Here is a 25,430-nt window from a genome sequence, read left to right on the forward strand (position 1 = left end):
TCTGTACGCCGGCCCTCCGGGGGTGTCAAGGCGGGACCGGCCCGGCGCACCCCGCCCACCAGCGGCTCAGCGGTGCGGCGGGCGGTCGCGGGGCGCCGCCGTTCAGGTGGTCACGGGGTCCTGCGGTGCCGGCGGCCGAGGGCGGAGGCCGCGATCGAGTTGTGGACGGTGAAGGCGACGGTGCCGGGCAGATAGCGGTCCTCCGACCACTCGACGGGGACGCCGAGGGGGTCGGTCGAGCGGCGGCGCTCACGCAGCAGCGGGTCACCGGGACGGCACTCCAGCAGCCGGGCGTCCTCGTCGTCGGCCAGCACGAGGTCGATGGTGTGGTCGGCGTCGGCGAAGACCACACCGTGCTCCTGGAGCGGCTCGGTGTGCGAGACGGCGTCCGGCGGCAGCGCGGCGGCCAACTCGCCCACCCACACGGGGTACAGGCTGCGTTCGACCATCACCGGGCGGCCGGAGAGCGTCCGTACCCGCAGCACGAGCACGACCTCCCCGCCCGGATCCAGCCGGAGTTGCTCGCGCTCCAGGTCGTCGGCGGGGCGGCGCTCGATCCGGTGCACCCGGCCGCCCGGCTCCTCGCCGACGGAGCGCGCCCAGTGGGTGAAGCTCACCAGCTCCGAGAAGCTCTGGACGCGGGCGGTGCCGAGGACGACCCGCCGGGTGCCGCGGCGGGAGGTGACCAGGCCGTCGGCGCGCAGGGCCGCCAGCGCCTGGCGGATGGTGCCGCGCGAGACGCCGTACCGCTCGGCCAGGGCGCTCTCGGCGGGCAGCTTGCCGCCCGACCCGTAGTCGCCCGCCGCTATGGCCTCCCGCAGGTCGGCCGCGACCTTGCGGTAGAGGGTGCCCCTCTCCGCGCCGCCCTTCGCGGACGCGCCTTCGCCCCGGCCGCCCGCTTCCGGGCCGCCCGCTTCCGGGCCGCCCTCGCCTCGGCCGCCCTCGTCCGGGCCGCCCGCATCCCGGGCGCCCTTCTCAGCCCCCGCGCCGTCACCCCGCAACGTCCCTCCTCCGTCGACCGCACCGCGGTCGCGTCTTCCGCACCGCTGGACCCTATCCGCTCTCCCTCACCAGGCGTCGCCTTCCGCCGCCGGTCAGCGGCACGAGGACGCCGACATTCCGCCGCCATCCCCCTGGTGTCGCCTCGCCGTTCACCTCCTGGACACCAGCATCGGGCGTACTGGGGAAAGTTGTACAGCCAACCCGGCCGACTTCCCGCCGGCGGCCGTACGACGCCCCCACCGCCGTACGCGGTGACACGTCCCCCGCGCGTCCCCCAGGCACGTCGCGTCTCTCCAGGAGGAACCCCGTGATAGTCCCTCGCGCCCGCGTCGCCGCCATGGCCGCCGGGCTCACCGCCGCGGCGCTCGCCCTGACCGGCTGCGGCTCGTCCTCCAGCAGCTCGGCGTCCACCTCCTCGGGCGGCAAGAACGCGGCGACGGCCGCCTCCGCGGCGGACTTCGGCGGGATGACCGCACTGGTCGCCGCCGCCAAGAAGGAGGGCAAGCTCAACGCCATCGCGCTGCCCCCGGACTGGGCCAACTACGGCGCCATCATCAGCGCGTTCGAGAAGAAGTACGGCATCAAGATCGCGGTCGAGAACCCCGACGGCGCCAGCCAGGACGAGATCACCGCGATCACCTCCCGCAAGGGCCAGACCCGCGCCCCCGACGTCGTCGACCTCGGCAACTCCTTCGCGCTGAAGGCCGCCGCGCAGGGCATCCTCGCCCCGTACAAGGTCGCCACCTGGGACTCCATCCCGGCGGGCCAGAAGGACGCGGCCGGCCTGCGCTACGACGACTACGGCGGCTACGTCTCCATCGGCTGCGACGCGAAGGCCGTCAAGGTGTGCCCGGCCACCTTCGCCGACCTGCTCAAGCCGCAGTACAAGGGCCAGGTCGCGCTCAACGGCGACCCGACCAAGTCGGGTTCGGCGTTCGGCGGCGTCTACGCGGCCTCGCTCGCCAACGGCGGTTCGCTGGACAACATCCAGCCCGGCCTGGACTTCTTCCACAAGCTCAAGGCGAACGGCAACTTCAACCCGGTCGAGTCCACCCCGGCGACCGTCGAGAAGGGCGAGACGCCGATCAGCATCGACTGGGACTACCTCAACGCGGGCTACGCCAAGGAGTTCGCGAGCAAGGGCCTGGACTGGAAGGTGGCCGTGCCCACCGACGGCCAGTACGCGCAGTACTACAGCCAGGCGATCAACAAGTACGCCCCGCACCCGGCCGCCGCCCGGCTGTGGGAGGAGTTCCTGTACAGCCCCGAGGGCCAGAACCTGTGGCTGCAGGGCTTCTCGCGCCCCGCGGAGATGACGGCCATGGCGTCCGCCGGCACCATCGACAAGGCCGCCGCCGCCAAGCTCCCCGCGGTCACCGGCAACCCCACCTTCCCGACCTCCGCCCAGGTCGACACGGCCCAGAAGGCCGTGCTCGCCGGCTGGTCCAAGGCCGTGAGCTGACCGCGCAGATGACCACGGCCCGCGCCGCGGCGCCGTCCCCCGCCGCCGGATCCTCCCCTGAGGACTCCGGCGGCGGGGCCGCCGCCCCCCTCACCGGTAAGAAGGCGCCCCGCGCCGGCCGCGCCAGCGGCTCGCTCGCAGCCCGCCTCCGACCGCGCTCCGCCGGATGGCTCGCCGTCCTGCCGCTGATCGTCTTCGTGCTCGTGGTCTTCGGGCTGCCCGCCTTCGCGATCCTCACCAACGCCTTCAAGACCTCGCCGGGCGCGCCCGGCGGCAGGCACTGGACCACCGACAACCTCAGCCAGTCGGTGCACGGCGCCTACCTCACCGCGCTGTGGGGCAGCGTCAAGCTGTCGGCCCTCACCGCGGCGATTGGCGTCGTGCTCGGGCTGCCGCTCGCCCACGCCGTGGTGACCTCCCGCTTCCGCGCGCTGCGCGAGGGCGTACTCGCCGCCTCCGGTGTGCTGGCGAACTTCGGCGGTGTGCCGCTGGCCTTCGCCTTCGTCGCCACCCTCGGCAACTCCGGTGAGCTGACCCGCGCGTTGGACCTGGGCAAGCACGGCTGGAGCCTGTACTCCTTCACCGGGCTGACCGTGGTCTACCTGTACTTCCTGGTGCCGCTGATGGTGCTCAGCATCACGCCCGCGCTGGACGGCCTGCGCACGCAGTGGCGCGAGGCGGCGCAGAACAGCGGCGCGACGGCCCGCCAGTACTGGCTGCACGTGGCGCTGCCGATCCTGGCGCCGAGTCTGCTCGGCGGTTTCGTGCTGCTCTTCGGCAGCGCCTTCGCCGCGTACGCCACCGCCGCCGCGATCGTCGGCAGCTCCGTGCCGCTGATCACGCTGCAGATAGCCAACGCGCTGTCCGGCAACGTGCTGGCGGGGCAGGGCAATGTGGCGCTGGCGCTGAGCCTGGACATGATCGTGATCGCCGGTGCGGTGATGGCCCTCTACATCCCCCTTCAGCGCAGGAGCGCACGATGGCTGCACTGACCCCGACCGCCGGTACGGCCGTGCCGCAGACGCCGCAGGCCCGCGGGCGGCGCCGTCCGCGGGTGTGGCGCGCGGTCGTCGGCCTGGTCGCCGCGCTGTACTTCCTCGGCCCGATGGCCCTTTCGGTGCTGTTCACCGTGGACGTGCCGGGCCAGGGCCTCACCTTCAGCTCGTACAGCGGGATCCTCAGCGCCCCCGGGTTCTGGAGCAGCCTGCGGCTGACGCTGGAACTCGCCGCCGCGACCACGGCACTGACGCTGCTGCTGCTGGTGCCCGCGCTGGTCGCGGTACGGCTGACCGCGCCCCGGCTGCGGGTCCTGGTCGAGGTGCTCTGCTCGCTGCCGCTGGTGGTGCCCGCGGTGGCGCTGACGGCCGGGATCAGCTCGGTGCTCCAGTGGGGTCCCGACGACTTCGCCGACACCCCGCTCTTCCAGACCTTCAACACCATCCAGAACCCGGGCTTCCCGGTGGTCCTGCTGCTGGCGTACGTGCTGATGGCGCTGCCGCTGGCGTACCGGACGCTGGACGCGGGGCTCAGCGGCCTCGACCTCACCACCCTGGTGGAGGCGGCCCGCAACTGCGGGGCGAGCTGGCCGCGCGCGGTCGTCCAGGTGGTGCTGCCCAATCTGCGCGGCGCGCTGCTCAACACCGCCTTCCTCACCCTGGCGCTGGTGCTGGGCGAGTACACCGTCGCCTCGATCCTGGGCTACCAGCCGTTCGCGGTGTGGATCGTCTCCCTCGGCGGCAGCGACGCGCAGATGTCCGTCTCGGTGTCGGTGCTGAGCCTGGTCCTCACCTGGGTCCTGCTGCTCCTGCTCGCCGCGGCGGGACGCGGCCGCTCCGCCCGCTCGGCCCGCGGCCGGGACCGCTCCCGCGGATCCCGCGGCCCCCGTAACGACCCCGCCGCCACGGCCGCGGCACCCACCGCCCAGGAGAAGACGTCATGACCGCGACCACCGTAGAAGCAGCCTTCGCGTCCGCCCGCGAGAACGGCGGTGCCACCGTCGAGTTCGCCGGGCTGCGCAGGCGGTTCGGCGCCACGGTCGCGCTGGACGGTCTCGACCTGACCGCCCACCCGGGCGAACTGCTGGCGCTGCTCGGCCCGTCCGGCTGCGGCAAGACCACGGCGCTGCGGATGCTCGCCGGGTTCGAGCGCCCGGACGCCGGGCAGGTGCTGGTCGACGGCAAGGACGTCACCGGCGTGCCCGCCCACCGGCGCGGCGCGGGCATGGTCTTCCAGTCGTACAGCCTCTTCCCGCATCTGACCGCCGTGGGGAACGTCGCCTTCGGACTGCGGATGCGCGGCACGGGGAAGGCCGAACGGCACCGCAGGGCCGGGGAGTTGCTGGACCTGGTGGGTCTGGGCGGGCTGGCCGAGCGCTTCCCGCACCAGATGTCGGGCGGCCAGCAGCAGCGGGTCGCGCTGGCCCGCGCGCTGGCGCTGGAGCCGCGCGTGCTGCTGCTGGACGAGCCACTGTCGGCGCTCGACGCCAAGGTGCGGCTGTCGCTGCGCGAGGAGATCCGGCGGCTCCAGCAGGATCTGGGGATCACCACCCTGTTCGTCACCCACGACCAGGAGGAGGCGCTGTCGATGGCCGACCGCGTCGCCGTCCTGCGCGCCGGGCGGCTCGAACAGGTCGCGGCGCCCGCCGAGTTGTACGGGCGCCCCGCCACCGCGTTCGTCGCCGAGTTCGTCGGCACCATGAGCCGTATCCCCGCGGTCAGGGCCGCGGGCGACGGCGGGCGGGTCGAGGTGCTGGGCGTGACGCTGCCCGTCGAGGGCGAGCTGCCGGCCGACGGTGAACTCGACGTGCTGGTACGGCCCGAGGCCGTACGGGTCAGCGGCGACCCGCGCGGCGGCGGCACCGTGGTGGCCGCCTCCTTCCTCGGCGCGATCACCCGGATCACGGTCCGCCTCGCGGACGGTACCGAGGTCAAGGCCGATGTGCCCACCGAGGACGCGGCCGCCCTGCCCGTGGGCTGCGCGGCCACGCCGACGCTGCCCGAGCGCCCGGTGCTGGTCGACCGCCGCCGTCCGGCCTGACCGCCGTACGTCCCGACCACCGCGCGACCCGACCGCCGGACGGCTCAACCGCCATGCGGCCCGACCCGCCGTACCGGCCGATCCGCCGCGCCGCAGGACCGGCCGCGCTAACTGACCGCCGTACCGGCCGATCCAGCATGCCCGGATCGGCCGCGTCCACCGATTCATCCTCCAGGAAGGGCCTTCGTGCGCTCCCGTCTCACCCCCGCCCACCCCGCCGCCGTCCTGTTCGACATGGACGGCACACTCGTCGACACCGAACATCTGTGGTGGCTGGCGGTCGCCGAGATCGCGGAGGGAATGGGGTACGGGCTGACCGACGACGACCTGCCGAACGTGCTGGGCCGCCCGGTCGCGCACACCGCCGGGTACCTGTACGGGATGGCCGGTCCCGACGCGTCCGAGGCGCGGATCGCCCACGACCTCGACGCCGCCTTCGCGGCGCGGGTGGCCGAGGACGTGACCCCGCGGCCCGGCGCCCTGCGGCTGCTGGCCGAACTGCGGGACGCGAGGGTCCCCGCGGCGCTGGTCACCGCCTCACCGCGGCGGATCGTCGACCTCGTGCTGCGCACCCTGGGCGAGGAGTGGTTCACCCTGACGGTGGCGGCCGAGGACACCGTCCGCAGCAAGCCCGACCCGGCGCCGTACCTCGCCGCGACCGCCCGGCTCGGCGTCGCGCCGCGTACGTGCGTCGCGGTGGAGGACAGCCCGCTCGGCCTGTCCTCCGCACTGGCCGCGGGATGCCATGCTGTGGCCGTCCCGTCCACCGTCCCGATCACCTCGGAGCCCGGTGTCCTGGTGGTCGGCAGCCTGGAGGAGGTCGATCTGGTGCTGCTCTCCACCCTCGCCGCCGCCCGGGTCTAGGGGCCCCGGCCCGCACCTCCTCGGAGTCACCGTGCCCTACTTCCTGCTCGCCCTCGCCATCGTCTCCGAGGTCTGCGCCACCTGCTGCCTGAAGCTCACCGACGGCTACACCCGAGTGCTCCCCACCGTCCTGGTCGTCATCGGCTACGTGGCCTCCTTCGTCCTGCTGGGCATCGCGCTCAAGGACATCCCGGTCTCGGTCGCCTACGCCGTCTGGTCGGGTGTCGGCACCGCCTCGGTCGCCGCCATCGGCGCCGTGGCCTTCGGCGAACCCCTGGGCTGGCCGCAGTGGGCGGGCATCGCCCTGATCATCGCGGGCGTGGTGGCACTGAACTTCCACGGCGCCCACTGACGGGCGGGCGCCCGGGACCGTCCTGGGCGCCCGCCCGTGGTGTCAGTCGCGGACGGCCTCGTAGGTGACGAGGACCAGGCTGTCACCGACGGGACGGGTCCCGGTCAGGCGGAGCCGGTGCTCGGCCGGGGTCTCCGGGAAGAGCCGGGTGCCCGCGCCGAGCAGGGTCGGGAAGACGACCAGCCGGATCTCGTCGACCAGGCCGTGCGCCAGCAGGGTGTGGGCGAGCCGGGCGCTGCCGTAGAGCAGGATGTCGCCGGGGACGGTCTCCCGGATCCTGGCGACCTCGGTGGCGGGGTCGCCGCTCAGGACGGTGCCGTTGCGCCACGCGGTCTTCTCCAGCGTGGACGAGACGACGTACTTGGGCAGGCTGTTGAGCCTGTCCGCCCACACCCCCTCGCGGGAGTCCCAGCGGCCGGCGAACCAGGCGTCGCTGTGCCGGCCGAGGAGCAGGGCGCCCGCGGTCATCGCCTCGTCGAAGAAGACCTTGGCCCAGGCTTCCTTGTCCTTGTCCCCCAGCCCGTTGAACCAGCCGCCGCGGCTGAAGCCGTCCTCGCCGTCCGGGTCCTGCACGACGCCGTCGAGTGTGCTGTTGGTGCTGATGACGATCTTGCCCATGGTGTGTCCCTGATGTCGGTCGGCGCGGCCCGCGCCGACTCCGCTGTCGCCTTTCACCGGTATGTATCGGCGCGGCCGCCGCGACTCATCGGTGGCGCACCGATGAGTTCGGGGCCGCCCGCCGGTATGTACGGAGAGGGGTTCGCACCACGGCTGAGGAGGACAGGGTGACGACGACGACCACGGCCCAGGGGGACTTCGCCGCCGGGACGGAACCGTACCGGCGGGAGCTGCTGGCGCACTGCTACCGGATGACGGGCTCGCTGCACGACGCCGAGGACCTGCTGCAGGAGACGCTGCTGCGGGCCTGGCGCGCGTACGGCAGCTACGATCCGCGCCGCGCGGGGCTGCGCACCTGGCTCTACCGGATCGCGACCAACGCGTGCCTGGCCGCGCTGGAGCAGCGCAGCCGCCGCCCGCTGCCGTCCGGGCTCGGCACCCCGCCCGGCGACGACCCGGAGGCGCCGCTGGTCAGGGGCGAGGAGGTGCCGTGGCTGCAGCCGGCGCCGGACGCGATGTTCGGCGACCCGGCGGGCGTGCTCTTCTCGCGGGGCTCGCTGCGGCTCGCGTTCATCGCGGCGATGCAGTTCCTGCCCGCCAGGCAGCGGGCCGTGCTCATCCTGCGGGAGGTCCTGGAGTGGCCCGCCGCCGAGGTGGCCGCCGCGCTGGGCATGACGACGGCGGCGGTCAACAGCGCGCTGCAGCGGGCCAGGGCGACGCTCGGCGACGCCGGGCTCGGCGAGGACCAGATCGACGAGCCCGCGGACCCCGGCCACCGGGCCCGCGTCGAGCGCTATGTGGCCGCCTTCGAGAGCGCGGACCTGGGGGCGCTGGAGAAGCTGCTCGCCGATGACGTCGTGCTGGAGATGCCCCCCTTCGTCAACTGGTTCGTGGGCCCCGAGCGGTATGTGCGCTTCCTGGCGCGCGCCTTCACCCTCCGGGGCACGGACTGGCGCATGGAACCGGCGCGCGCCAACGGGCAGCCCGCGCTCGCCGCCTACACCCGCGCCGGGGACGGCGGGTACGACCTGCACAGCCTCCAGGTCCTCACCGTCACCGACGCGGGCATCACCCGCAGCACCTCCTTCCAGGACCCGCGGGTGTTCGCCGCGTTCGGTCTGCCCGCCCGGCTCACCGGACGCTGATCACCGTGCGCTGATCACCGGTGGCACGGCGGCGAAGAGCGGTGTGCCGACCAGCCCGGCGGCGAGCGTCGTGCCGTCGGCCGGGTCGATGACGAGGAAAGAGCCGGTACGGCGGTTGGCCCGGTAGGCGTCGACCGGGAGCGGCTGCGCGACGCGCAGCAGGACCTGGCCGATCTCGTTGAGGCGTAGTTCCCCGGGTGCGGCGGTGGTGGTCAGGGTCTGCTCGCTGAACCGCGAGGTCACCTCCGTCACCTGGCCGTTGACGGTCCTGGTGCCGTGTTTGACCAGCACCCGCATGCCGGGACGCAGCGGGGTCTCCGCCAGCCAGCACAGCGCCGCGTCCAACTCGTCGGTGAGGACGGGCGGTTCGTCCGCGGCCACGATCATGTCGCCGCGCGAGACGTCGATCGCGTCGCTGAGCAGCAGCGTCAGCGAGCGGCCCGCCGTCGCCGCTGCCAGCGGGCCGTCCGCGGTGTCGACGCCCTCGACGGTGGTCCGCAGCCCGGCCGGGAGCACCAGCACCTTGTCGCCGACGGCGACGCTGCCCGAGGCGACCTGGCCCGCGTAACCGCGGTAGTCGGGGTACTCGGGGGTGCGCGGCCGGATCACATGCTGCACCGGGAAGCGGAACGGCGCGTCGTACGCCTCGGGGACGACCGGCGCCGTCTCCAACTCCTCCAGCAGCGTGGGTCCTTCGTACCAGGGAGTGCGCGCGGACCGCTCCACCACGTTGTCGCCGCACAGCGCCGAGACGGGGACGGACGTCACGTCGCCGCCGTCGTAGCCGAGCGCCTTCGCGTACGCGCCGAACTCCTCGGCGATCAGGGTGAAGGCCGGCTCCGCGTAGTCCACGAGGTCGATCTTGTTGACCGCCAGGACCAGCCGGGGCACACCGAGGAGGGCCAGGACGGCGGCGTGCCTGCGGGTCTGCTCGACGACGCCGGAGCGCGCGTCGACCAGCACCACGGCCAGCTGGGCGGTGGAGGCACCGGTCACGGTGTTGCGGGTGTACTGGACGTGGCCGGGGGTGTCGGCCAGCACGAAGGACCGCTTCGGTGTGGCGAAGTAGCGGTGCGCCACGTCGATGGTGATGCCCTGCTCGCGCTCCGAGCGCAACCCGTCCACCAGCAACGACAGGTCGGGCGTGGCGAGTCCGCGGTCCACGCTGGCCCGGCGCACGGCGTCGAGCTGGTCGGCGAGCACCGACTTGGTCTCGTACAGCAGCCGCCCGACGAGCGTGGACTTGCCGTCGTCGACGCTGCCCGCGGTGGCCAGCCGCAGCAGCGCCGCGGGCCGGTCGTCCGTGCCGAAGTCGTCCGTGCCTCGCGCCATCAGAAGTACCCCTCTCGTTTACGGTCTTCCATCGCCGCCTCGGACAGCCGGTCGTCGGCCCGGGTCGCGCCGCGTTCGGTGAGACGGCTCGCCGCGACCTCGGCGATCACCTCGTCGACGGTCGCGGCGTCCGAGTCGACCGCGCCCGTACAGGAGCCGTCGCCGACGGTGCGGTAGCGCACGGTGCGCTCGCACACCTCCTCGCCGTCCCGCGCGCCGCCCCAGGGGCCGGCGGTCATCCACATGTCGCCGCGCCGGAACACCTCGCGCCGGTGGGCGTAGTAGAGGGACGGCAGCTCCACGCGCTCCCGGGCGATGTAGTGCCACACGTCCAGCTCGGTCCAGTTGGACAGCGGGAAGACGCGGACGTGCTCGCCGGGGCGGTGGCGGCCGTTGTACAGGTTCCACAGCTCGGGGCGCTGCCGGCGCGGTTCCCACTGGCCGAAGGAGTTGCGCAGGCTGAAGACGCGTTCCTTCGCCCGGGCCCGCTCCTCGTCCCGGCGGGCGCCGCCGAGCACCGCGTCGAACCGGTGCGAGGTGATGGTGTCCAGCAGCGGCACGGTCTGCAGCGGGTTGCGGGTGCCGTCGGTGCGCTCCGCCAGCCGCCCGTCGTCGATCCAGTCCTGCACCCGGGCGACCAGCAGCCGCACCTGGTGGCGGGCGGCCGTACGGTCCCGGAAGGCGGTCACCTCGGCGAAGTTGTGGCCGGTGTCGACGTGCAGCAGCGGGAAGGCGACGGGCGCGGGCCAGAACGCCTTCACCGCCAGGTGCAGCAGGACGGCGGAGTCCTTGCCGCCGGAGAAGAGGATCACCGGCGCGTCGAACTCGTTGGCGACCTCGCGCAGGATGTGGATCGCCTCGGACTCCAGCGCGTCGAGGGTGTCGGGGTCGCCGTCGTAGGGGTGGGGGTGGCCGGGCCGGTGGTGGGGGTGAGGGTCTGTGGGGTGGACCGTCGTCATGTCGGGGGCTCCTCAGCCGTGAAGTCCGCACTCGGTCTTGCCGAGTCCGGCCCACCGGCCGCCGCGCGGCCCGTCGTCGGGGCCGGGCTTGGTGGTGCAGGGCGCGCAGCCGATGGAGGTGTAGCCCTCGGCGACCAGCGGGTTGCGCAGCACGCCGCGCTCGGCGAGGTAGCGTTCGGCCCGCTCGTCCGACCAGGCCGCGATCGGGTTGACCTTCACCAGGCCGTGGCGCTCGTCCCAGCTGACCAGCGGCGCGTCCGCGCGGGTCGGCGCGTCGGCCCTGCGGATGCCGGTCACCCAGGCGTCGTAGCCGGCCAGCGCCCGCCGCAGCGGCCGTACTTTGCGCAGTTGGCAGCAGCGGCCGGGGTCCGTGCGGTGCAGCGTGCCGTACGCCGCCTCCTGCTCGGCGACGGACTGCTCGGGCTCGGCATCGATCACCCGTAACCGCGGATAGTCCACCGTCACGGCGTCGCGGGTGCCGAGGGTCTCGGGGAAGTGGTAGCCGGTCTGCAGGAACAGCACGTCGACGGCCGGGTTCACGCGGACGGCGAGGTCGATCAGCAGGGCGTCCTGCATGCTCGACGCGACGATCCAGCGGTCGCCGAACGTCCGCGCCGTCCAGGCCAGGGTCTCCAGCGCGTCGGCGTCGGCCAGTTCGACGCACGCGGAGTCCGCGACGGCCTTCCAGTACGCCGGATCCTTCCGGTGTCCAGTGGTGCTCATCACGAGTCATGCCTCCCAGCGAGAGTGGTGGGTGGAGCGAGAAGCGCGAGCAGGGCGGCGAGCGGGGCAGCGAGCAGCGCGAGCGGGGTGAGGCACACGGTCCGCGGCAGCCGGCCAGGCGGACGCCGGGGCGGGTACGGCACGACGGATCCCGTCGGCCGACCCCGCCCCGGTTATTAGTCAGCTTTCCTAACAATCCCGGGAATGTTGATACGCGTGCCCTCAGGGCGTGTCAAGGGATCGCACAGCGGCGGCGGCGAGCCCGTACCGCGACACACCCGGCACGGCGGCACCGCCAAGAACACCCGTCACGCCGGATGCGTTGACGGCTCCACGGCACGGGAGTATCTTCCCCGGACAAGTAAGTAAGGTTTCCTAACAAATCCCGCTCATCTCGTTCCCCCCATCACATCGACGAGGAGTGGAAACCCATGCATGTGTTAGTTCTCGGCGGAGACGGGTTCTGCGGCTGGCCGACGGCCCTGCACCTGTCCGACCGCGGTCACGACGTCACCGTCGTCGACAATCTGAGCCGCCGCGCGATCGACCTCGAGCTGGAGGTCGAGTCCCTCACCCCCATCCGTCCGATCGGCGAGCGCGTCCGCGTCTGGGGCGAGGTCTCCGGCCGCGACATCGCGTTCGTCCGGCTCGACCTGGCCCGCGAGTACGACCGGTTCGTGACGCTGCTGAAGGACCGGCGCCCGGACGCGATCGTGCACTTCGCCGAGCAGCGGGCGGCGCCGTACTCGATGCGGTCGCCGCAGGCCAAGCGCTACACGGTCGACAACAACGTCCGCGCCACCCACAACCTGCTGGAGGCGCTCGTCACCACCGGCATCGGGGCGAACCTGGTGCACCTGGGGACCATGGGCGTCTACGGCTACGGCTGGTCGGGCTCGGCCCCGATCCCCGAGGGCTATCTGACGGTCAAGGTGCCCACGCCCGACGGCGACATCGAGCGGGAGATCCTGCACCCCGCCAACCCGGGCTCGGTCTACCACCTCACCAAGGTCCTGGACCAGTTGATGTTCGCCTTCTACGCGGGCAACGACCAGCTCCGCATCACCGATCTGCACCAGGGCATCGTCTGGGGGACCCAGACCCCGCAGACCGTCCGCGACGAGCGGCTGGTCAACCGGTTCGACTACGACGGCGACTACGGCACCGTGCTCAACCGGTTCCTGATGCAGGCCGCCGTCGGCCACCCGCTGACCGTGCACGGCAGCGGCGGCCAGACCCGTGCCTTCATCCACATCCGCGACACCGTGCGATGTATCGAGATCGCGCTGGAGAACCCGCCGGAGACCAGCAGGCCCCGGGTGTTCAACCAGATCACCGAGACGCACCGGGTGTCCGACCTGGCCCAGATGGTCAGCAAGATGACCGGCGTCGAGGTCGCGAACCTGCCGAACCCGCGCAGGGAGCAGGACGCCAACGAACTGAACGTCCGCAACGACCAGTTCCTCGCGCTGGGGCTGGAGCCGACCACGCTGTCGGACGGCCTGTTCGAGGAGTGCACCGAGATCGCGGGCCGCTACCGGCACCGCGTGGACCCGTCCAAGATCGTGGCGCGTTCGGTCTGGCGGGCGGGCATGCCCACCGCCGAGGACCTCGTCGTCCGGCTGCCCGTCGGGTAGCGGGTCCGAGCGCACGGCAGCACACGCCGCACGACCGGGACGGACCGCAACTGCGAAGGAGTGAGCGGGTGGTGGGAACGCACGGCAAGATCCGGGCCGCCGGTCTGGGGATCACGGCCTCGATCCTGGTCGCGGCGGCGAGTTGCGGCGTGGCGGGCCTGGTGGACAACGGTCCGCCGGGCCCGTCCGCGCGCGGCGTCGTCACCGACCCGTGGGCGTCGCGCGCGGCGGGCAGCTCGCTCGTCACCGACCCCACGGCGTATCTGAACAACGGCCAGCTCACCTTCCTGCGGCAGGCCGCGGCCCGCACCTGGAGCCTGCTGTCCGGCCCCGGCCTCAACCCCGCCACGCACTTACCGCGCGACAGCGTCCTGCTGGACGGGCCGCCGGGCAGCCATGTCACCCTCCAGCCGCCGTCGGACGCCCAGGAGTACACCAACCCCGCCCTGATCGGCAGCTATCTGTCGTCGATCGTGGCGGCCAGGGACCTCGGCCTGGTGACGGCGGACCAGGCGCAGACGGCCGCCGCCGCGACGCTGGGCGAGATCGAGGGCATGGCCAAATACCGCGGCTTCCTCTTCCGCTGGTACAGCACGAAGACCGGCGCCCCCATCGACGGCCCCCGGGGCGACACCGCGCAGACCGGATACGTCTCCAGCGTCGACAACGGCTGGCTCGGACAGGGCCTGCTGGTGGCCAGGAGCGCCTTCCCCGCCCTCGCCGCCCGGTTCGGGACCCTGCTGGACGCCATGGACTGGCAGTTCCTCTACGACCAGGCCGACAACGTCCTCTACAACGGCTACCAGGTCGGCGGCGACTACTCCCGGGCCACGTACCAGAACGCCTACTCGGGGCCGCGGATCGCCGAGTACATGGCCATCGGCAGCGGCAAGGTCCCCGGCGCGCTGTGGTGGGGCCTGAACCGCACGCCGCCCGCCGACCACCGCCAGCGGCAGGTGCCGCGCGGCACGACGGTCGGCTACGTGGACCCGCAGAACCACCGCACGTACCAGATCTTCGAGGGCCACTACGCCTACGACGGCATCCAGTTCGTGCCGACCTTCAGCGGCAGCATGTTCCAAGCGCTGGCGCCGGACCTGGTCTTCCCCGAGCAGACGATGGCGCCCGACAGCCTCGGGCTCAACGACCGCAACACCGCGCTGGCGCACGGCGCCTACGCGGCGGACGGCGCCAAGACGCCCGTCTGGGGCTGGGCGCCCGCCATCGCGCCCGGCGACCACCCCCGGTACACCAACTACGGCGCCGCCCCGCTCGCCATCGACCAGGGCGCCATCGCCCACGACGTGGTCACCCCCAGCGCCGCGTTCCTGGCACTGCCGGTCATCCCCGACGAGGCGTTCGCGAACATCGCGGCGCTGCGCAAGCGGTTCCCCACCCTCTACACGCAGTACGGCTTCCTGGACTCGGCGAGCGTCCGCACGAGCGAGGTGGCCACGCGTTTCATGGCGCAGAACCAGATGACGGTCCTGATGGCGATCGACAACGCCGTGGACCACGACCAGTTGCAGACGTACACGGCCCACACGCCGTACACGGACCTGCTGGCGCCGTACATGAGCATGGAGCACTACTCGATCCAGGGGGTCGGGCCTTCCGCGACCGGTCCGTCCGCGACCAGCCCGGCCGCGGACGGGCCCGCGGTCACCTCACCCCGGCCAACTCATCGTCCCCGGCGGCGGGTTCGGGGAGGTAGCGCGGGCGGAGCACGGGCCAGGTGATGCCGGCGGAGTCCGGCCGGGTCCGCCGGGCCCGGTGCCACCACACCGGGCTGACCGGCCGGGTCCGCAGCAGCAGCAGCGCCTCCACGTTGGCCAGCCGCTTGATCATCATGAAGCCGAGGAAGAGCGGCCACCACAGGAACGCCCGCCACAGCCCGCGGTAGAACATGCTGCACATCACGACCACCAGCATGGGCAGCTTGGCGAGGATGAAGAACGCCAGCAGGTGGGGCAGGTTCTGCCGTACGCCGGGGTCGAACAGCGCCACCTGGAGGGCGAAGAGATACGCGGCGAACTGCATCGGCTGCACCAGCCGCCGCGCGCCCTTGAAGAACTCGGCGAACCAGAACCGCGGTCCCGCCGTGCCGCAGGCGAAGGGCACGAACCGCGCGAAGTTGTAGATCGAGCCCTGGCTCCAGCGCCGCCGCTGCATCCGCAACTGGGCGGCGTCCTCCGGCACGTCCTCGTACGCCCAGACCCGGCGGTCGTACACCGCCCGGTAGCCGATCCGGGCCAGTGAGCAGGTGAAGTCGATGTCCTCGCCGAGCATGCCCTCCGGCCAGCCGCCGATCTCCAGCGCGGCCTCGCGGCGTACGGCCGTGTAGTTGCCCGGCACGCACGGCTGCATGTCGACGACGGCGTAGGCGAGGCGCGGCAGACCGAACCCGGCGGCCAGCTCCAGCGAGCGCATCCGGTCGATCCAGGTGCTCAGCGGCCGCTTCACGAACATGAAGGCGCCCACGAGACCGATCCTCGGGTCGGACTCGAACCACGGGACGGTGTAGAGGAAGGACTGCGGGTGCACCTCGCAGTCGGTGTCGTGGCGGATGACGTAGTCCGCGGTGCAGTGGGTGAGCGCGAGGTTGAGCGCCGTCGCCTTGCCCGCGTGCGCGCCCGCGATGACCTCGCCGCGGACCGCGACCGCACGGGCCATCGCCTCCTCCGCCAGCGCCCGGGTGCCGTCCACCGAGCCGTCGTCGCACAGGATCAGGCGTACGGGCCCGCCGTAGACGACCGCCGCCGCGTCGATGCTCTCGACCCAGCGGACGATGTTCGTCTCCTCGTTGTACGCCGGGCCGATGACGTCGATCGGCGGCCGGTCCTCGACCGGCGGCGGCTCCGGCAGCCGCCGGCCGCCGAAGAAGCGCAGCACCGTCAGCACGATGTAGATGCCGAACTTCAGGTAGACGGGCACCGCGATCAGCACGAACGTGTAGAAGACCGGGTCGCCGCCGGTGCGGCGGATGACGTAGTCGGCGCCCGTCGCCACGAGCACGAAGACGACGAGCAGCACGGTGAGCAGGATCAGGGTGTCGAGCAGGTCGCCCTTGCGGGTGATCGGCACCTGCGTGGGCCGCGGCAGTTGGTAGGTCGTCAGGGCCAGCCGCATCGCGAGCACGTACGCCACCAGGTAGTGCATCAGGATGCTCACCAGCGGGAACGGCCCGAGCGGCAGACCGCTCTCGATCCCGCCGACCGCCAGCAGCGTGTCGGCGAGCACGGACGTGAAGACCGCCAGCGGCGCGTGCAGCAGGATCACCAGCCGCCGCCCGGGGGTGGCGTGGATCGACACGGCCAGCGCGACGGAGAAGGCGAGGAAGCTGAGCGGGATGACGGGCCGCAGGTGCGACACATAGCTGTTCACGACGGCGGGCTCGGGGTAGATCCGCACCGCCATGTGCGCGATGACCGCCCGGTACGTCCTCGACAGGTCGGGCGAGCGCAGGCCGATCAGACCGACGCTGCCCAGCACGCACACCGCGACGAAGACGGCGACGCGCGCCAGCGACGGCGGGTGCGGTTTGCGCAGCACCACGACGTTTCCCACCCCGCGGTCGGAGTCGTCGAACCGCCGCCGCAGCGCGTGCAGCACGATCGCCGCCACCAGCGCGGCGTCGAGGGCGAGCATCAGCAGACCGGAATGCCTGAGCACCGCGGCACCTCCACCGGAGAAGTAGGTCGTCGTGGGCTCACGTCAGGGGAAGGTGACGCTGAGGCTCATCCCCGGCTCGGTGCCGGGCGGCCACTCCGCCACGGTGACCCGCACCTCGTACTCGACCTTTCCGCCCTGGCTGACCGGGACCCGTACGACATGGGCGACCGCTCCGCGTACCGAGCGGTGCAGGGCGTTCACCGTCACGCGCGCCGCGTGGCCGGGCCGCAGCCGGGGTATCCGGTCCTCGCTGACCTGGGCGACCGCGTCGTTCTCGGCGCTCACGAGCGTGATCAGCGGCTGCTGGTCGGCGCGGGTGCCGTTCTGCTCGGACGCGGCGGCGGAGCCGTCGGGGAACAGGTCGAAGGCGGGCCCCGAGCCGGACTGCAGCGCCTGCGGCCCGGCGAACAGCCGCACACCGTCCGAGCTGTCCAGCTCACCGGCGATGCCGCCGACGTCCGCGATCACCCCGTCGATCGGCGACAGCAGCGTCAACTGGCCCAGCGCCTGCTTGTCCTGGTCCACCACCCGCTGCGCGGCGGCCACTTCCGCCTGCGCCGCCGACACGTCGGCCGCCGACGCCGGAGCCCCGGCCGCGGTGCGCTGCTTCTGTGCCAGCGCGAGCGCCGAGCGCGCACTCGTCAGCGATCCGGCGGCGGCGTCGCGCAGTTGGGCGGCGGTGGCCTTCGCCTGGGTCAGATTCGCCAGCGCGGCGGTGACGGCGGCCGAGTCCTTGCCGACCTGCGCGGTGAGTTCGGCGCAACTGCGGCCGGTGGCAGTGGTGGCGGTGGGCCGGGGGGAGGCGGTCCCGGTGGCCGGGGCGCCGGTGTCCGCCGCCGAGCCGTCCGCGGACGCGTCACCGGCGTCGGGGCAGTCGGCCTTCGCGAGCAGCGCGGCATCCGCCCTACGGGTCGCCACCGCGTCCTGCCAGGTCTGCTGCGCCTGCCCGACCCCGCTCCCGCCCCGCGCGACCGCGTCCGCCGACGCCTGCTGCGCCGCGCTCACCTGCCCGCTGACGTCCCGCACCTGCTGGTCGAGCGCCGCCCTGTCGGCGGGAGACAGCGTCGGCGACCGCAGCGCCTTCAAGGTGACCTGGTCCGCCGCCAGCGCCGCCTGCGCGTCCGCCAGCACGGCCTTCGCCAGCCCCTGGTCCTGCGTGGCCAGCGGCTGCCCCTTGCGCACCCGGTCCCCCGGCTTGACGAGCACCTGCGCCACCCGGCCGGTCTGCGCGAAGTCCAGGTTCACCGACTGCCGCGGCCGCGCGATCCCCACGAAACTCGCGGGCCCCGCCATCACCTCCACCAGCGTGTACCGCGCGATCGCGACCGCGGCGCACAACAGCGCCACCGCCACCACCAGTTGACGCATCGACGCGTGCGGAAACCGCTGCGGCCGCTCGCTCTCCCCCGCTAAGGGGGCGCCGCGGCCGGCCGCGGCGTTCATTCCGCGTACGCGGACAGGGACTCTTGCCATCGGATGACTCCATGCGCGGGGGGAGGCCAGACCCTGAGCCGGACCCCGGCTCACGGCAGGTGCGTGGTGTGCGATGGCGTGCGGAGGTACCGCACAGCCGTAACTGTTAGGAAACCTTCCTTACTTGCCTCGGGATGCTAGGCCCGCCCACACACACCGTCAAGAAGGCGAACACCATCACCCCCAGAAGACCCACCCCCACCACTCCCGGCCCACCCGGCTGACGCAAGTCACCTTGCGTCAGCCGGGTGGGGCGGATCCGGGCGCACCCGGACTCATGCGTTCACAGCAAGGTGCTGTAGGTGTCGAAGCCCGAGGCGATCTTCTTCCGGGGTGCGAACGGCGCGGTGGCGATCCCCGTGCCCGCGTAGAACCAGAGCGCACCGCTCGCATCGCGGGCGAACAGATCGACTCGGCTGCCGTCTACGTCGCCAGCCCTGACCAGCAGGTTGTAGGCATTCCAGCCGCCACCGATCCGTGTCCGTGCCGCGAACGGAGCGCCCGCACTCCCCGTACCGCGATACAGCCACAGCACACCGGTGGAGTCACGAGCCACCAGATCGGCCCGACCGTCGTCAGTGAGATCACCCGTCCCCACGATCTGGTTGTACGCGTTCCACCCCGCGCCGATCCGTGCCCGTCCCGCGAACGGAGCGCCCGCACTCCCCGTACCGCGATACAGCCACAGCACACCGGTGGAGTCACGAGCCACCAGATCGGCCCGACCGTCGCCGGTGAGATCGCCCGTCCCCACAAGCTGGTTGTAGCCGTTCCAGCCCCCGCCGATCCTCGTCCGTGCCGCCAAGGGGGCCATCCGGTTCCCCGTGCCGCGATACAGCCACAGCACGCCGGTGGAGTCACGGGCGACGAGATCACCTGTGCCGTCGGACCGTTGGCCGGACATCGACGTCAGCTTGTTGTAGATCTGGTAGCCGTAGCCGACACGTCGGCTCTGCCTGAACGGCGACGGCGCGCTCTCGCCTCCGCCGTCGAACTGCCACAGGTTGCCGAGGGAGTCCTCACCGAGCAGGGAGGGTGTGGTCCCGGCGATCGGGCCGGTCACCCGCACCACTCCTGACTGGCTCAGGGCAGGACCCTGCCCGTCGGCGGGCTGGGCGACAAGCTTCCAGGTGTACGAGTCCGGCGCCACGCTCACCCGCGTGGCGTAGTCCGTGCCGTTCCACGAGCCGGCGATGGCCGGGCCGTGGGTCGGTCCGCCGCTCTCGCTGGCGACCGTGCGTCCGAGCGTGTCCGTGATGGTGAGCTTCCACGAGGCCGCAGGCTTCGACAACCACCACGTGGGCTCCCATGTGTCGGTGCCGGTACCGCGGTCCAGGCTGGGCGGGACCAAGGCGTCAGGTGCCGTGAGCGGAGAAGTGGGTACGTCGAGGTGCCGCATACGCACGGTGTCGTCGGCGGCGCGGTACACCAGACCCCCGCCGTACTGGTCCACCGTCCACGGGCTGCGCTGTCCACCGCCCACCGAGTCCTGTCGCGGCTGAACGCCCAGGTCCGTGGTGATCGCGGTGCCTGTGTGGAAGTCGGTGAGGTACAGATTCCGGCTGGAGTCCTGGTTGACGAAGTACCCGTCGCCCAGCATCTCCTGCGGTCCGGCCGACTTGGCGGGCAGCGGGATCAGCTGGTCGGTGTCCAGCTTCCACACACCGAACGGCGTGGCCGCCGAGCCGCTGTTGCAGGTCCGCCACAGCCAGTTGCCCACGACCTGGAGGAAGGCCAGCGTGCAGTCGCTGCCGACATTCACGGTACGGACGGTCTGCTGGGTCCGCAGGTCCGTCACCGTGATCTCGCCGGGGGTCGCGTCCGCCGCGTACAGCAGGTGGCCCCACAGGGCGGCCGGCGCCGCAGGCCGGGTGAGCAGTGTCTTCGGCCCCTCGGCCATGTCGTCGACTTCCAGTTGCGGACTCTGTCCATAAGTCGAGGTGCGCAGCACGTACCTGCCGAACGCACCCGCTACATCGCCGACCTGAGCGGTGGACGGGAGCTGCAGGGTGGCGAGGCCGCGGCGGATCGCGACGGTGTTGGTGCCGTACCTGAAGTCCAGCTGGCCGGCACCGCTTTCCCACACCTGCTGGTTGCGGCAGCCGTACAGGGAACCGCAGGGGAACGCGCCGAGGCCGTTGCTGATGAGTTCGGGCGAAGCGGAGGTCCCCGACCAAGCGAAGAAGTCCCCATGTGTCGCGCTGGTGCCGTCGTACGCGGCGACGACGACACCTCCTGCCGCGCTGAGGGACTCCAGTGCCGCCGTGGTGGCCGGTACCTGGGCGGCATGGGTGACCGACAAGCCCCCCTTGCCGTCCGGGGAGACACGCTGCACCCACCATGCGGTGGACGCGAGGCCGCCCACCGCGAGCGCCCCGCCATCAGGTCCCGTCGTCAGCGTCTCCGCCGCGTGCTGCAGCAGCTGTTGCGGCACGCCACCGTCCAGGGGGTACGCAACCAGAGGAGTTCCCAGTGGGTCGCGCGGACTGTCGTACTGCTGGTCCCTGACGGCGAGAACGAAGTTCCCCGCGAGCGTGACGGCGTACTCGTCGAAGGACACCGCGTCCAGGGGGACGACGATCTCCGGCGCCTGCAGATCGACTGTCGCCAGCACATGCACGGTGGTCCTGTCGGTCACCCACATCACGTGCGACGAGTCCATCTGCACCTGCCCGCCGAGCTGGACGGCCGCACTCGTGGCGTGCAGGACGCCGGTGGCCAGATCGACGACGCCAAGCCTGGCCGTGCCATCGGGCATCTGGAAGAACAACGCGCCCTGCGTACCGTTCGACGCTTCGATCGCGCTGGCGAATGACGTCGGAAGCGTTGCTCCCTCGGGCAAGCCGGTCACCCGTACGTCGGCCGCGGCGCCCGTCGCGCCCGGCTTCAGAAGGTGCAGCTCCGCGTAGCTGTTGCCGTCGTCCGAGACAACACCTGCGACTACCTTCGACCCGGCGAGGCCCAGGTCCCGGTAACCGGTCGGCATCGTGTACGACACGGAGGTGCCGGAGCTCATCTCCGTGGTCCGGTACGAGCCGTCGCTCAGCACCTGCTGGACGTAGACCGCGTCACCGGTGGTGCTGGTCCCGCACACGGACGCGGACTCCGGGGAACTAACGATCGTCGAGGCCCCGGAGTCGTAGCGCGTCCACCGAAGGACATCGGTGCTGTCGCAGCCGTATCGCTGCCACGACGGTTGCGCGCTCAGGAACCCGGTCGTTCCGGCGGCGACGGGAACCTCACCCGTCGGCGCGTACTCCGGCACAGATTGCAGGATCCTGTCCTGCGGAGCCGAATCGGCAGCGGCGGACCCGACATCGAGTGCGACAGCTGACGCCGCCACTGTCGAGATCGCTACCCAACCGCACAAACAACGGATCAGACGACCTTGGCGTCGCACGCCGCCCCCACCCCCATGACGCATCCATACGAAGAAAGCGGCAACGTACCACCTACCGTCCGACCCGGATCGCCGGAGCTCAGGCAAGGGGCGCCATGGGCAATTGGCCCATCGCTGTGGTGGTGGATTGGACCAGCTCGGTGGTCCGGTTCGCTCGTAGGGTCGAGGGAGAACGACACGGAACGGAAGGACTGCCATGCGGGTTTTCCTCGCCGGGGCGACCGGTGTGATCGGGCGGCGGCTGGTGCCGTTGCTGGTGGCGCAGGGGCATCGGGTGACCGGGCTGGCGCGGACGGCGGAGGGGCGGGCGGCGCTGCACGCGCGGGGGGCGGAGGCGGTGGTGGCCGATGTGTTCGACCCGGACGCGCTGGCGCGGGGGATGCGGGAGGCCGCGCCCGAGGTGGTGATGCACCAGCTGACGGCGCTGAGCGGGGGCAGCAGCGAGGCCAACGCCCGGATCCGCCGCGTCGGCAGCCGCAATCTGGTGGACGCGGCGCTGGCGGCGGGCGCGCGGCGGATCGTGGCGCAGAGCATCGCGTGGACGTACCAGCCGGGCGCGGAGCCGGCGACGGAGGACGTGCCGCTGGACCTCGGCGCGGACGAGCCCCGGCGGACCACCGTCGCCGCGGTGGACGCGCTGGAGCGGACCGTGCGGGAGCTGCCCGAGTCGGTCGTGCTGCGCTACGGAATGCTGTACGGGCCCGGCACCTGGTACGCGCCCGGTGCGCTGATGGCGGACAGGGCGAGGGCGGGGGCGCTGGCCGCCGACGCGGACGTGACCAGTTTCCTGCACGTGGACGACGCGGCCGCCGCCGCGACCCAGGCGCTGGCGTGGCCCTCGGGGGCGTACAACGTCTGCGACGACACCCCGGCCGCCGCACGCGAGTGGGTGCCCGCGTTCTGCCGCGCGGTGGGCGCCCCGCCGCCCGAGGAGAACGCCGGGACCGCCCGCACACCCTGGGCGCGCGGCGCGGACAACGCCCACGCCCGTACGGAGTTGGGCTGGACGCCGCAGTTCCCGTCCTGGCGCGACGGCTTCACCGACCCGGTCACCTGGCGAAACGCGGGCGACGCGTGGGGCGGCGGCCGGTAGCATCCGGGGAATCGAACGCGCGACCGGAGGATTCCCCGTATGAGCAGCAGGCCCGACCTGGTCGGAGTCGTCGGGTCGGCGCGGGCACTGGGCTCGATCGCGCTGCTGACCGGGGCCACCGGGGCGCTGCCCGTCCTGCTGGGCCGCACCGGGGCGCTGGGCGGCGCGGCCGACGCCCTGCTGGGGCTGGTCCTCTTCGGCCTGCCGCTGGCCTGGTACGGCGGTCCGCGGCGGCGGGCCTGGTACCGGGACCGGCTGGAGGTGGCGGTGCCCGTCCCGGCCGGGTCCACGGTGACACCGCCGGAGGAGACCTTCCCGCGCGTCACCCGGCCGCTGTCCAAGGTGGTCGCGGTGGTCCTGGTCCTCGAACTCCTCGTCGCCTTCGACACCGGCGTCCCCGTCGGAGCCGCCTTCGCCGGGGTCGGCGTCGGCATGCTGAGCCAGGCCCAGTGGCTGGCCCGCCAGGAACGCGCCCGCGGCATACGGCTGTTCTGCCCGGCGGCCCCGGCCCGCGTGGCGGCGGACGACCCGAACCTGGAGGTCTACCGGGCGGTGCCGTTCTACACCCTGGACGCGGACGCCGCCGACGCCGCCGACCCGTCCTCCGCGGCTTAAGCACGCGTTAAGCCAGCCGTAAATCCCGCTGCGGAATGGTGAGTTCCGCTTCTCTGGCGGCGGCCACCCTGCCAGGATCGCGACGGCGGCCGCACCTCGGCCGCGACGAACACCCTGGTCAGCGAGGCGCCGCGCGCATTCGGTGGGGCAGCGGGTGGTGCGAGGAGGCGGCTACGGGGCGCCGCGACGGCGGTTCGGCCGCGCTTGACGCTCCCGATGCGAGGGCGCCAGGATCCTGGCATTCCCGTTAGGAAGGTTTCCTAACGACACCCTCAACCGGCCCGGTCCGGCACGGACTTGACCACCTGGAGACCCTCACCCATGGCCCCTCGTGCACACGGCCGTCGGCGGCGCCGCGCCAAGCACCCCGCGGTGATCGCCGGAGTCTCACTCCTGGGCGCCGGCGCCCTCGCCTTCACCGGCATCCAGGCGATGGCGTCGCCCTCGTCCCCGCAGAGCCCCGCCGCCCCGCGGTCCGGGCAGACAGCCACCGTCGGCGTCACGACCGCCGCCCAGCTCAACGCGGCGCTGGCCGCCGCGAAGCCGGGCACCACCATCAAGCTGGCCGACGGCACGTACTCCGGCCAGTTCACGGCCACCAGGCCCGGCACCGCCGCCGCCCCGATCACCCTGACCGGCGGCCCCGGCGCGGTCCTCACCTCCAGCGGCGGCAACGGCTACGGCCTGTGGCTCAAGGGCGCGCCGTACTGGAACCTCACCGGCTTCACCGTCGACCACGCCAAGAAGGGCGTCGTGCTGGACGCCTCGGCGCATGTCACCCTCGCCTCGCTGACGGTCCATCACATCGAGTACGAGGGCGTGCACTTCCGCTCCGGGAGCGCGTACGGCGTGATCCGGGACTCCTACGTCCACGACACCGGCACGACCCACCCGCAGTACGGCGAGGGCGTCTACATCGGCTCCGCCAACGGCAACTGGGACCAGTTCGCCGGGCCGAGCGGGGTGGACGCCTCCGACCACGTCCAGGTGCTGAACAACCGGATCGGCCCCCGTGTCGCCGCCGAGGGCGTCGACATCAAGGAAGGCACGAAGGCCGGAACGGTCAGCGGCAACACCCTCGACGGCACAGGCGAGAAGAACCAGAACTCCGGCGACTCCACCATCGACGTCAAGGGCGACGGCTACACCCTGGCGGGCAACACCGTCACGCACCCGTACACCGACGGCTTCCAGGTGCACAACGCCTACGGCGCGTACGGCTGCGGCAACACCTTCACCGGCAACACGTTCACCCTCGGCTCCGCCAAGGGCTACGGCGTCAACGTCACCGACAACGGCCGCTGCGCGGTGAAGAACACGGTGGTGACGACCAACAGGTCCAGCGGCGGCAAGGGCCTGACCAACATCGCCACGGTCACGTCCCCGGTGTCCACGCCCACCCCCACCCCGACGCCGAAGCCGACCACCTCGCCCACCGCGACCCCGAAGCCGACCGGCACGCCGACCACTCCCCCGGCAGGCTCCGGTGCGGGCCTGGCCGATCCGCACAAGAAGGACATCGCGATGCAGTTGGTGTCCAGCGCCGAGAACTCCTCGCTGGACTGGAAGTCGCAGTACGCGTACATCGAGGACATCGGTGACGGCCGCGGCTACACCGCGGGCATCATCGGCTTCTGCTCGGGCACCGGCGACATGCTGGACCTGGTCCAGGCGTACACCGCCAGTGAGCCCGGCAACCCGCTCGCGAAGTTCCTGCCCGCGCTGGAGAAGGTCAACGGCTCCGAGTCCCACAGCGGTCTGGGCGACGCCTTCGTGAGCGCGTGGAGGACCGCCGCCAAGGACACCGTCTTCCAGCAGGCGCAGAACGACGAGCGCGACCGTATGTACTTCGACCCGGCCGTGAACCAGGCGAAGTCCGACGGCCTGGGCACGCTCGGCCAGTTCATCTACTACGACGCCATCGTCATGCACGGCCCCGGCGACGACCCGGTCAGCTTCGGCGGCATCCGCAAGACCGCCATGAAGAAGGCCAAGACCCCGGCCCAGGGCGGCAACGAGACCACCTACCTCAACGCCTTCCTCGACG

At 72.3% G+C, this 25,430-nt stretch carries 20 protein-coding genes and 1 pseudogene; 13 read left to right on the forward strand and 8 right to left on the reverse strand.

Features of this window, described 5'->3' with window-relative positions; translation table 11 throughout:
* Positions 1 to 110: 110 nt before the first annotated feature.
* Positions 111 to 1,001, reverse strand: coding sequence for a GntR family transcriptional regulator (locus AB0M29_RS37830; RefSeq protein ID WP_365391343.1), 891 nt, complete (start codon positions 999 to 1,001; stop codon positions 111 to 113).
* A gap of 338 nt (positions 1,002 to 1,339) precedes the next feature.
* On the opposite strand from AB0M29_RS37830, the gene AB0M29_RS37835 reads away from it, so the two are divergent.
* The 6 genes from AB0M29_RS37835 to AB0M29_RS37860 all read left to right on the forward strand — a co-directional run bounded on the left by AB0M29_RS37835 (position 1,340) and on the right by AB0M29_RS37860 (position 6,716).
* Positions 1,340 to 2,464, forward strand: a complete 1,125-nt coding sequence (locus tag AB0M29_RS37835; RefSeq protein ID WP_365391359.1) for an extracellular solute-binding protein — start codon at positions 1,340 to 1,342, stop codon at positions 2,462 to 2,464.
* 8 nt (positions 2,465 to 2,472) lie between these two features.
* Positions 2,473 to 3,456: an ABC transporter permease gene (locus tag AB0M29_RS37840; protein ID WP_365391344.1), complete on the forward strand. Its 984-nt coding sequence runs from the start codon at positions 2,473 to 2,475 to the stop codon at positions 3,454 to 3,456.
* A 113-nt stretch (positions 3,457 to 3,569) separates the two neighbouring features.
* Positions 3,570 to 4,403: an ABC transporter permease subunit gene (locus tag AB0M29_RS37845; protein ID WP_365391360.1), complete on the forward strand. Its 834-nt coding sequence runs from the start codon at positions 3,570 to 3,572 to the stop codon at positions 4,401 to 4,403.
* Positions 4,400 to 5,500, forward strand: coding sequence for an ABC transporter ATP-binding protein (locus AB0M29_RS37850; protein ID WP_365391345.1), 1,101 nt, complete (start codon positions 4,400 to 4,402; stop codon positions 5,498 to 5,500). The genes AB0M29_RS37845 and AB0M29_RS37850 overlap by 4 nt, the downstream gene beginning before the upstream one ends.
* 186 nt (positions 5,501 to 5,686) lie before the next feature.
* Positions 5,687 to 6,364: an HAD family phosphatase gene (locus AB0M29_RS37855; protein WP_365391346.1), complete on the forward strand. Its 678-nt coding sequence runs from the start codon at positions 5,687 to 5,689 to the stop codon at positions 6,362 to 6,364.
* Positions 6,365 to 6,395: 31 nt separating this feature from the next.
* Positions 6,396 to 6,716, forward strand: coding sequence for a multidrug efflux SMR transporter (locus tag AB0M29_RS37860; RefSeq protein WP_365391347.1), 321 nt, complete (start codon positions 6,396 to 6,398; stop codon positions 6,714 to 6,716).
* A 42-nt stretch (positions 6,717 to 6,758) separates the two neighbouring features.
* On the opposite strand, the gene AB0M29_RS37865 is transcribed toward AB0M29_RS37860, so the two are convergent.
* Positions 6,759 to 7,334: a dihydrofolate reductase family protein gene (locus AB0M29_RS37865; protein WP_365391348.1), complete on the reverse strand. Its 576-nt coding sequence runs from the start codon at positions 7,332 to 7,334 to the stop codon at positions 6,759 to 6,761.
* Positions 7,335 to 7,399: 65 nt separating this feature from the next.
* Between AB0M29_RS37865 and AB0M29_RS37870 the strand changes: the two genes are divergently transcribed.
* Positions 7,400 to 8,479, forward strand: a complete 1,080-nt coding sequence (locus tag AB0M29_RS37870; protein ID WP_365391361.1) for a sigma-70 family RNA polymerase sigma factor — start codon at positions 7,400 to 7,402, stop codon at positions 8,477 to 8,479.
* Here the strand turns inward: AB0M29_RS37870 and AB0M29_RS37875 are convergent, their stop codons facing one another.
* From AB0M29_RS37875 to AB0M29_RS37885, 3 genes are read right to left on the reverse strand one after another with little or no spacing between them, the layout of a single operon-like run.
* Positions 8,480 to 9,811, reverse strand: coding sequence for a GTP-binding protein (locus AB0M29_RS37875; RefSeq protein ID WP_365391349.1), 1,332 nt, complete (start codon positions 9,809 to 9,811; stop codon positions 8,480 to 8,482).
* Positions 9,811 to 10,770 carry a sulfate adenylyltransferase subunit CysD gene (cysD, locus tag AB0M29_RS37880; protein WP_365391350.1) on the reverse strand — a complete coding sequence of 320 codons (960 nt, stop codon included), beginning with the start codon at positions 10,768 to 10,770 and terminating at the stop codon, positions 9,811 to 9,813. The genes AB0M29_RS37875 and cysD overlap by 1 nt, the downstream gene beginning before the upstream one ends.
* A 12-nt stretch (positions 10,771 to 10,782) precedes the next feature.
* Positions 10,783 to 11,493 carry a phosphoadenylyl-sulfate reductase gene (locus AB0M29_RS37885; protein WP_365391351.1) on the reverse strand — a complete coding sequence of 237 codons (711 nt, stop codon included), beginning with the start codon at positions 11,491 to 11,493 and terminating at the stop codon, positions 10,783 to 10,785.
* Between the two features lie 431 nt (positions 11,494 to 11,924).
* Between AB0M29_RS37885 and AB0M29_RS37890 the strand changes: the two genes are divergently transcribed.
* On the forward strand, positions 11,925 to 13,130 hold the full coding sequence (locus AB0M29_RS37890) for an NAD-dependent epimerase/dehydratase family protein (protein WP_365391352.1): 1,206 nt from the start codon (positions 11,925 to 11,927) through the stop codon (positions 13,128 to 13,130).
* 68 nt (positions 13,131 to 13,198) lie between these two features.
* A complete protein-coding gene (locus tag AB0M29_RS37895) occupies positions 13,199 to 14,869 on the forward strand; it encodes a glucoamylase family protein (protein WP_365391353.1) in 1,671 nt (556 codons plus the stop codon).
* On the opposite strand, the gene AB0M29_RS37900 is transcribed toward AB0M29_RS37895, so the two are convergent.
* The 3 genes from AB0M29_RS37900 to AB0M29_RS37910 form a co-directional block, all read right to left on the reverse strand.
* Positions 14,793 to 16,802, reverse strand: coding sequence for a glycosyltransferase family 2 protein (locus tag AB0M29_RS37900; protein WP_365391354.1), 2,010 nt, complete (start codon positions 16,800 to 16,802; stop codon positions 14,793 to 14,795). The genes AB0M29_RS37895 and AB0M29_RS37900 overlap by 77 nt on opposite strands.
* Positions 16,803 to 16,844: 42 nt before the next feature.
* Positions 16,845 to 18,275 (reverse strand): biotin/lipoyl-binding protein, encoded by a 1,431-nt coding sequence (locus tag AB0M29_RS37905; protein WP_365391355.1) that lies wholly within the window; start codon positions 18,273 to 18,275, stop codon positions 16,845 to 16,847.
* A 283-nt stretch (positions 18,276 to 18,558) separates the two neighbouring features.
* Entirely contained in the window at positions 18,559 to 21,540 is a 2,982-nt protein-coding gene (locus tag AB0M29_RS37910) for an FG-GAP-like repeat-containing protein (protein WP_365391356.1), read from the reverse strand.
* Between the two features lie 331 nt (positions 21,541 to 21,871).
* On the opposite strand from AB0M29_RS37910, the gene AB0M29_RS37915 reads away from it, so the two are divergent.
* The 4 genes and pseudogenes from AB0M29_RS37915 to AB0M29_RS37930 form a co-directional block, all read left to right on the forward strand.
* Positions 21,872 to 22,768, forward strand: a complete 897-nt coding sequence (locus tag AB0M29_RS37915; protein WP_365391357.1) for an NAD(P)-dependent oxidoreductase — start codon at positions 21,872 to 21,874, stop codon at positions 22,766 to 22,768.
* A 39-nt stretch (positions 22,769 to 22,807) separates the two neighbouring features.
* Positions 22,808 to 23,383 carry a hypothetical protein gene (locus tag AB0M29_RS37920; RefSeq protein WP_365391358.1) on the forward strand — a complete coding sequence of 192 codons (576 nt, stop codon included), beginning with the start codon at positions 22,808 to 22,810 and terminating at the stop codon, positions 23,381 to 23,383.
* Between the two features lie 432 nt (positions 23,384 to 23,815).
* Positions 23,816 to 24,412: pseudogene (locus AB0M29_RS37925) on the forward strand (right-handed parallel beta-helix repeat-containing protein); the annotation flags it as partial.
* Between the two features lie 336 nt (positions 24,413 to 24,748).
* Positions 24,749 to 25,430: chitosanase (locus tag AB0M29_RS37930; RefSeq protein ID WP_365391362.1), on the forward strand; the 682-nt coding region annotated here is incomplete at its 3' end.

The sequence above is a fragment of the Streptomyces sp. NPDC051976 genome (genome assembly GCF_040680795.1).
Classification (GTDB): Bacteria; Actinomycetota; Actinomycetes; order Streptomycetales; family Streptomycetaceae; genus Actinacidiphila.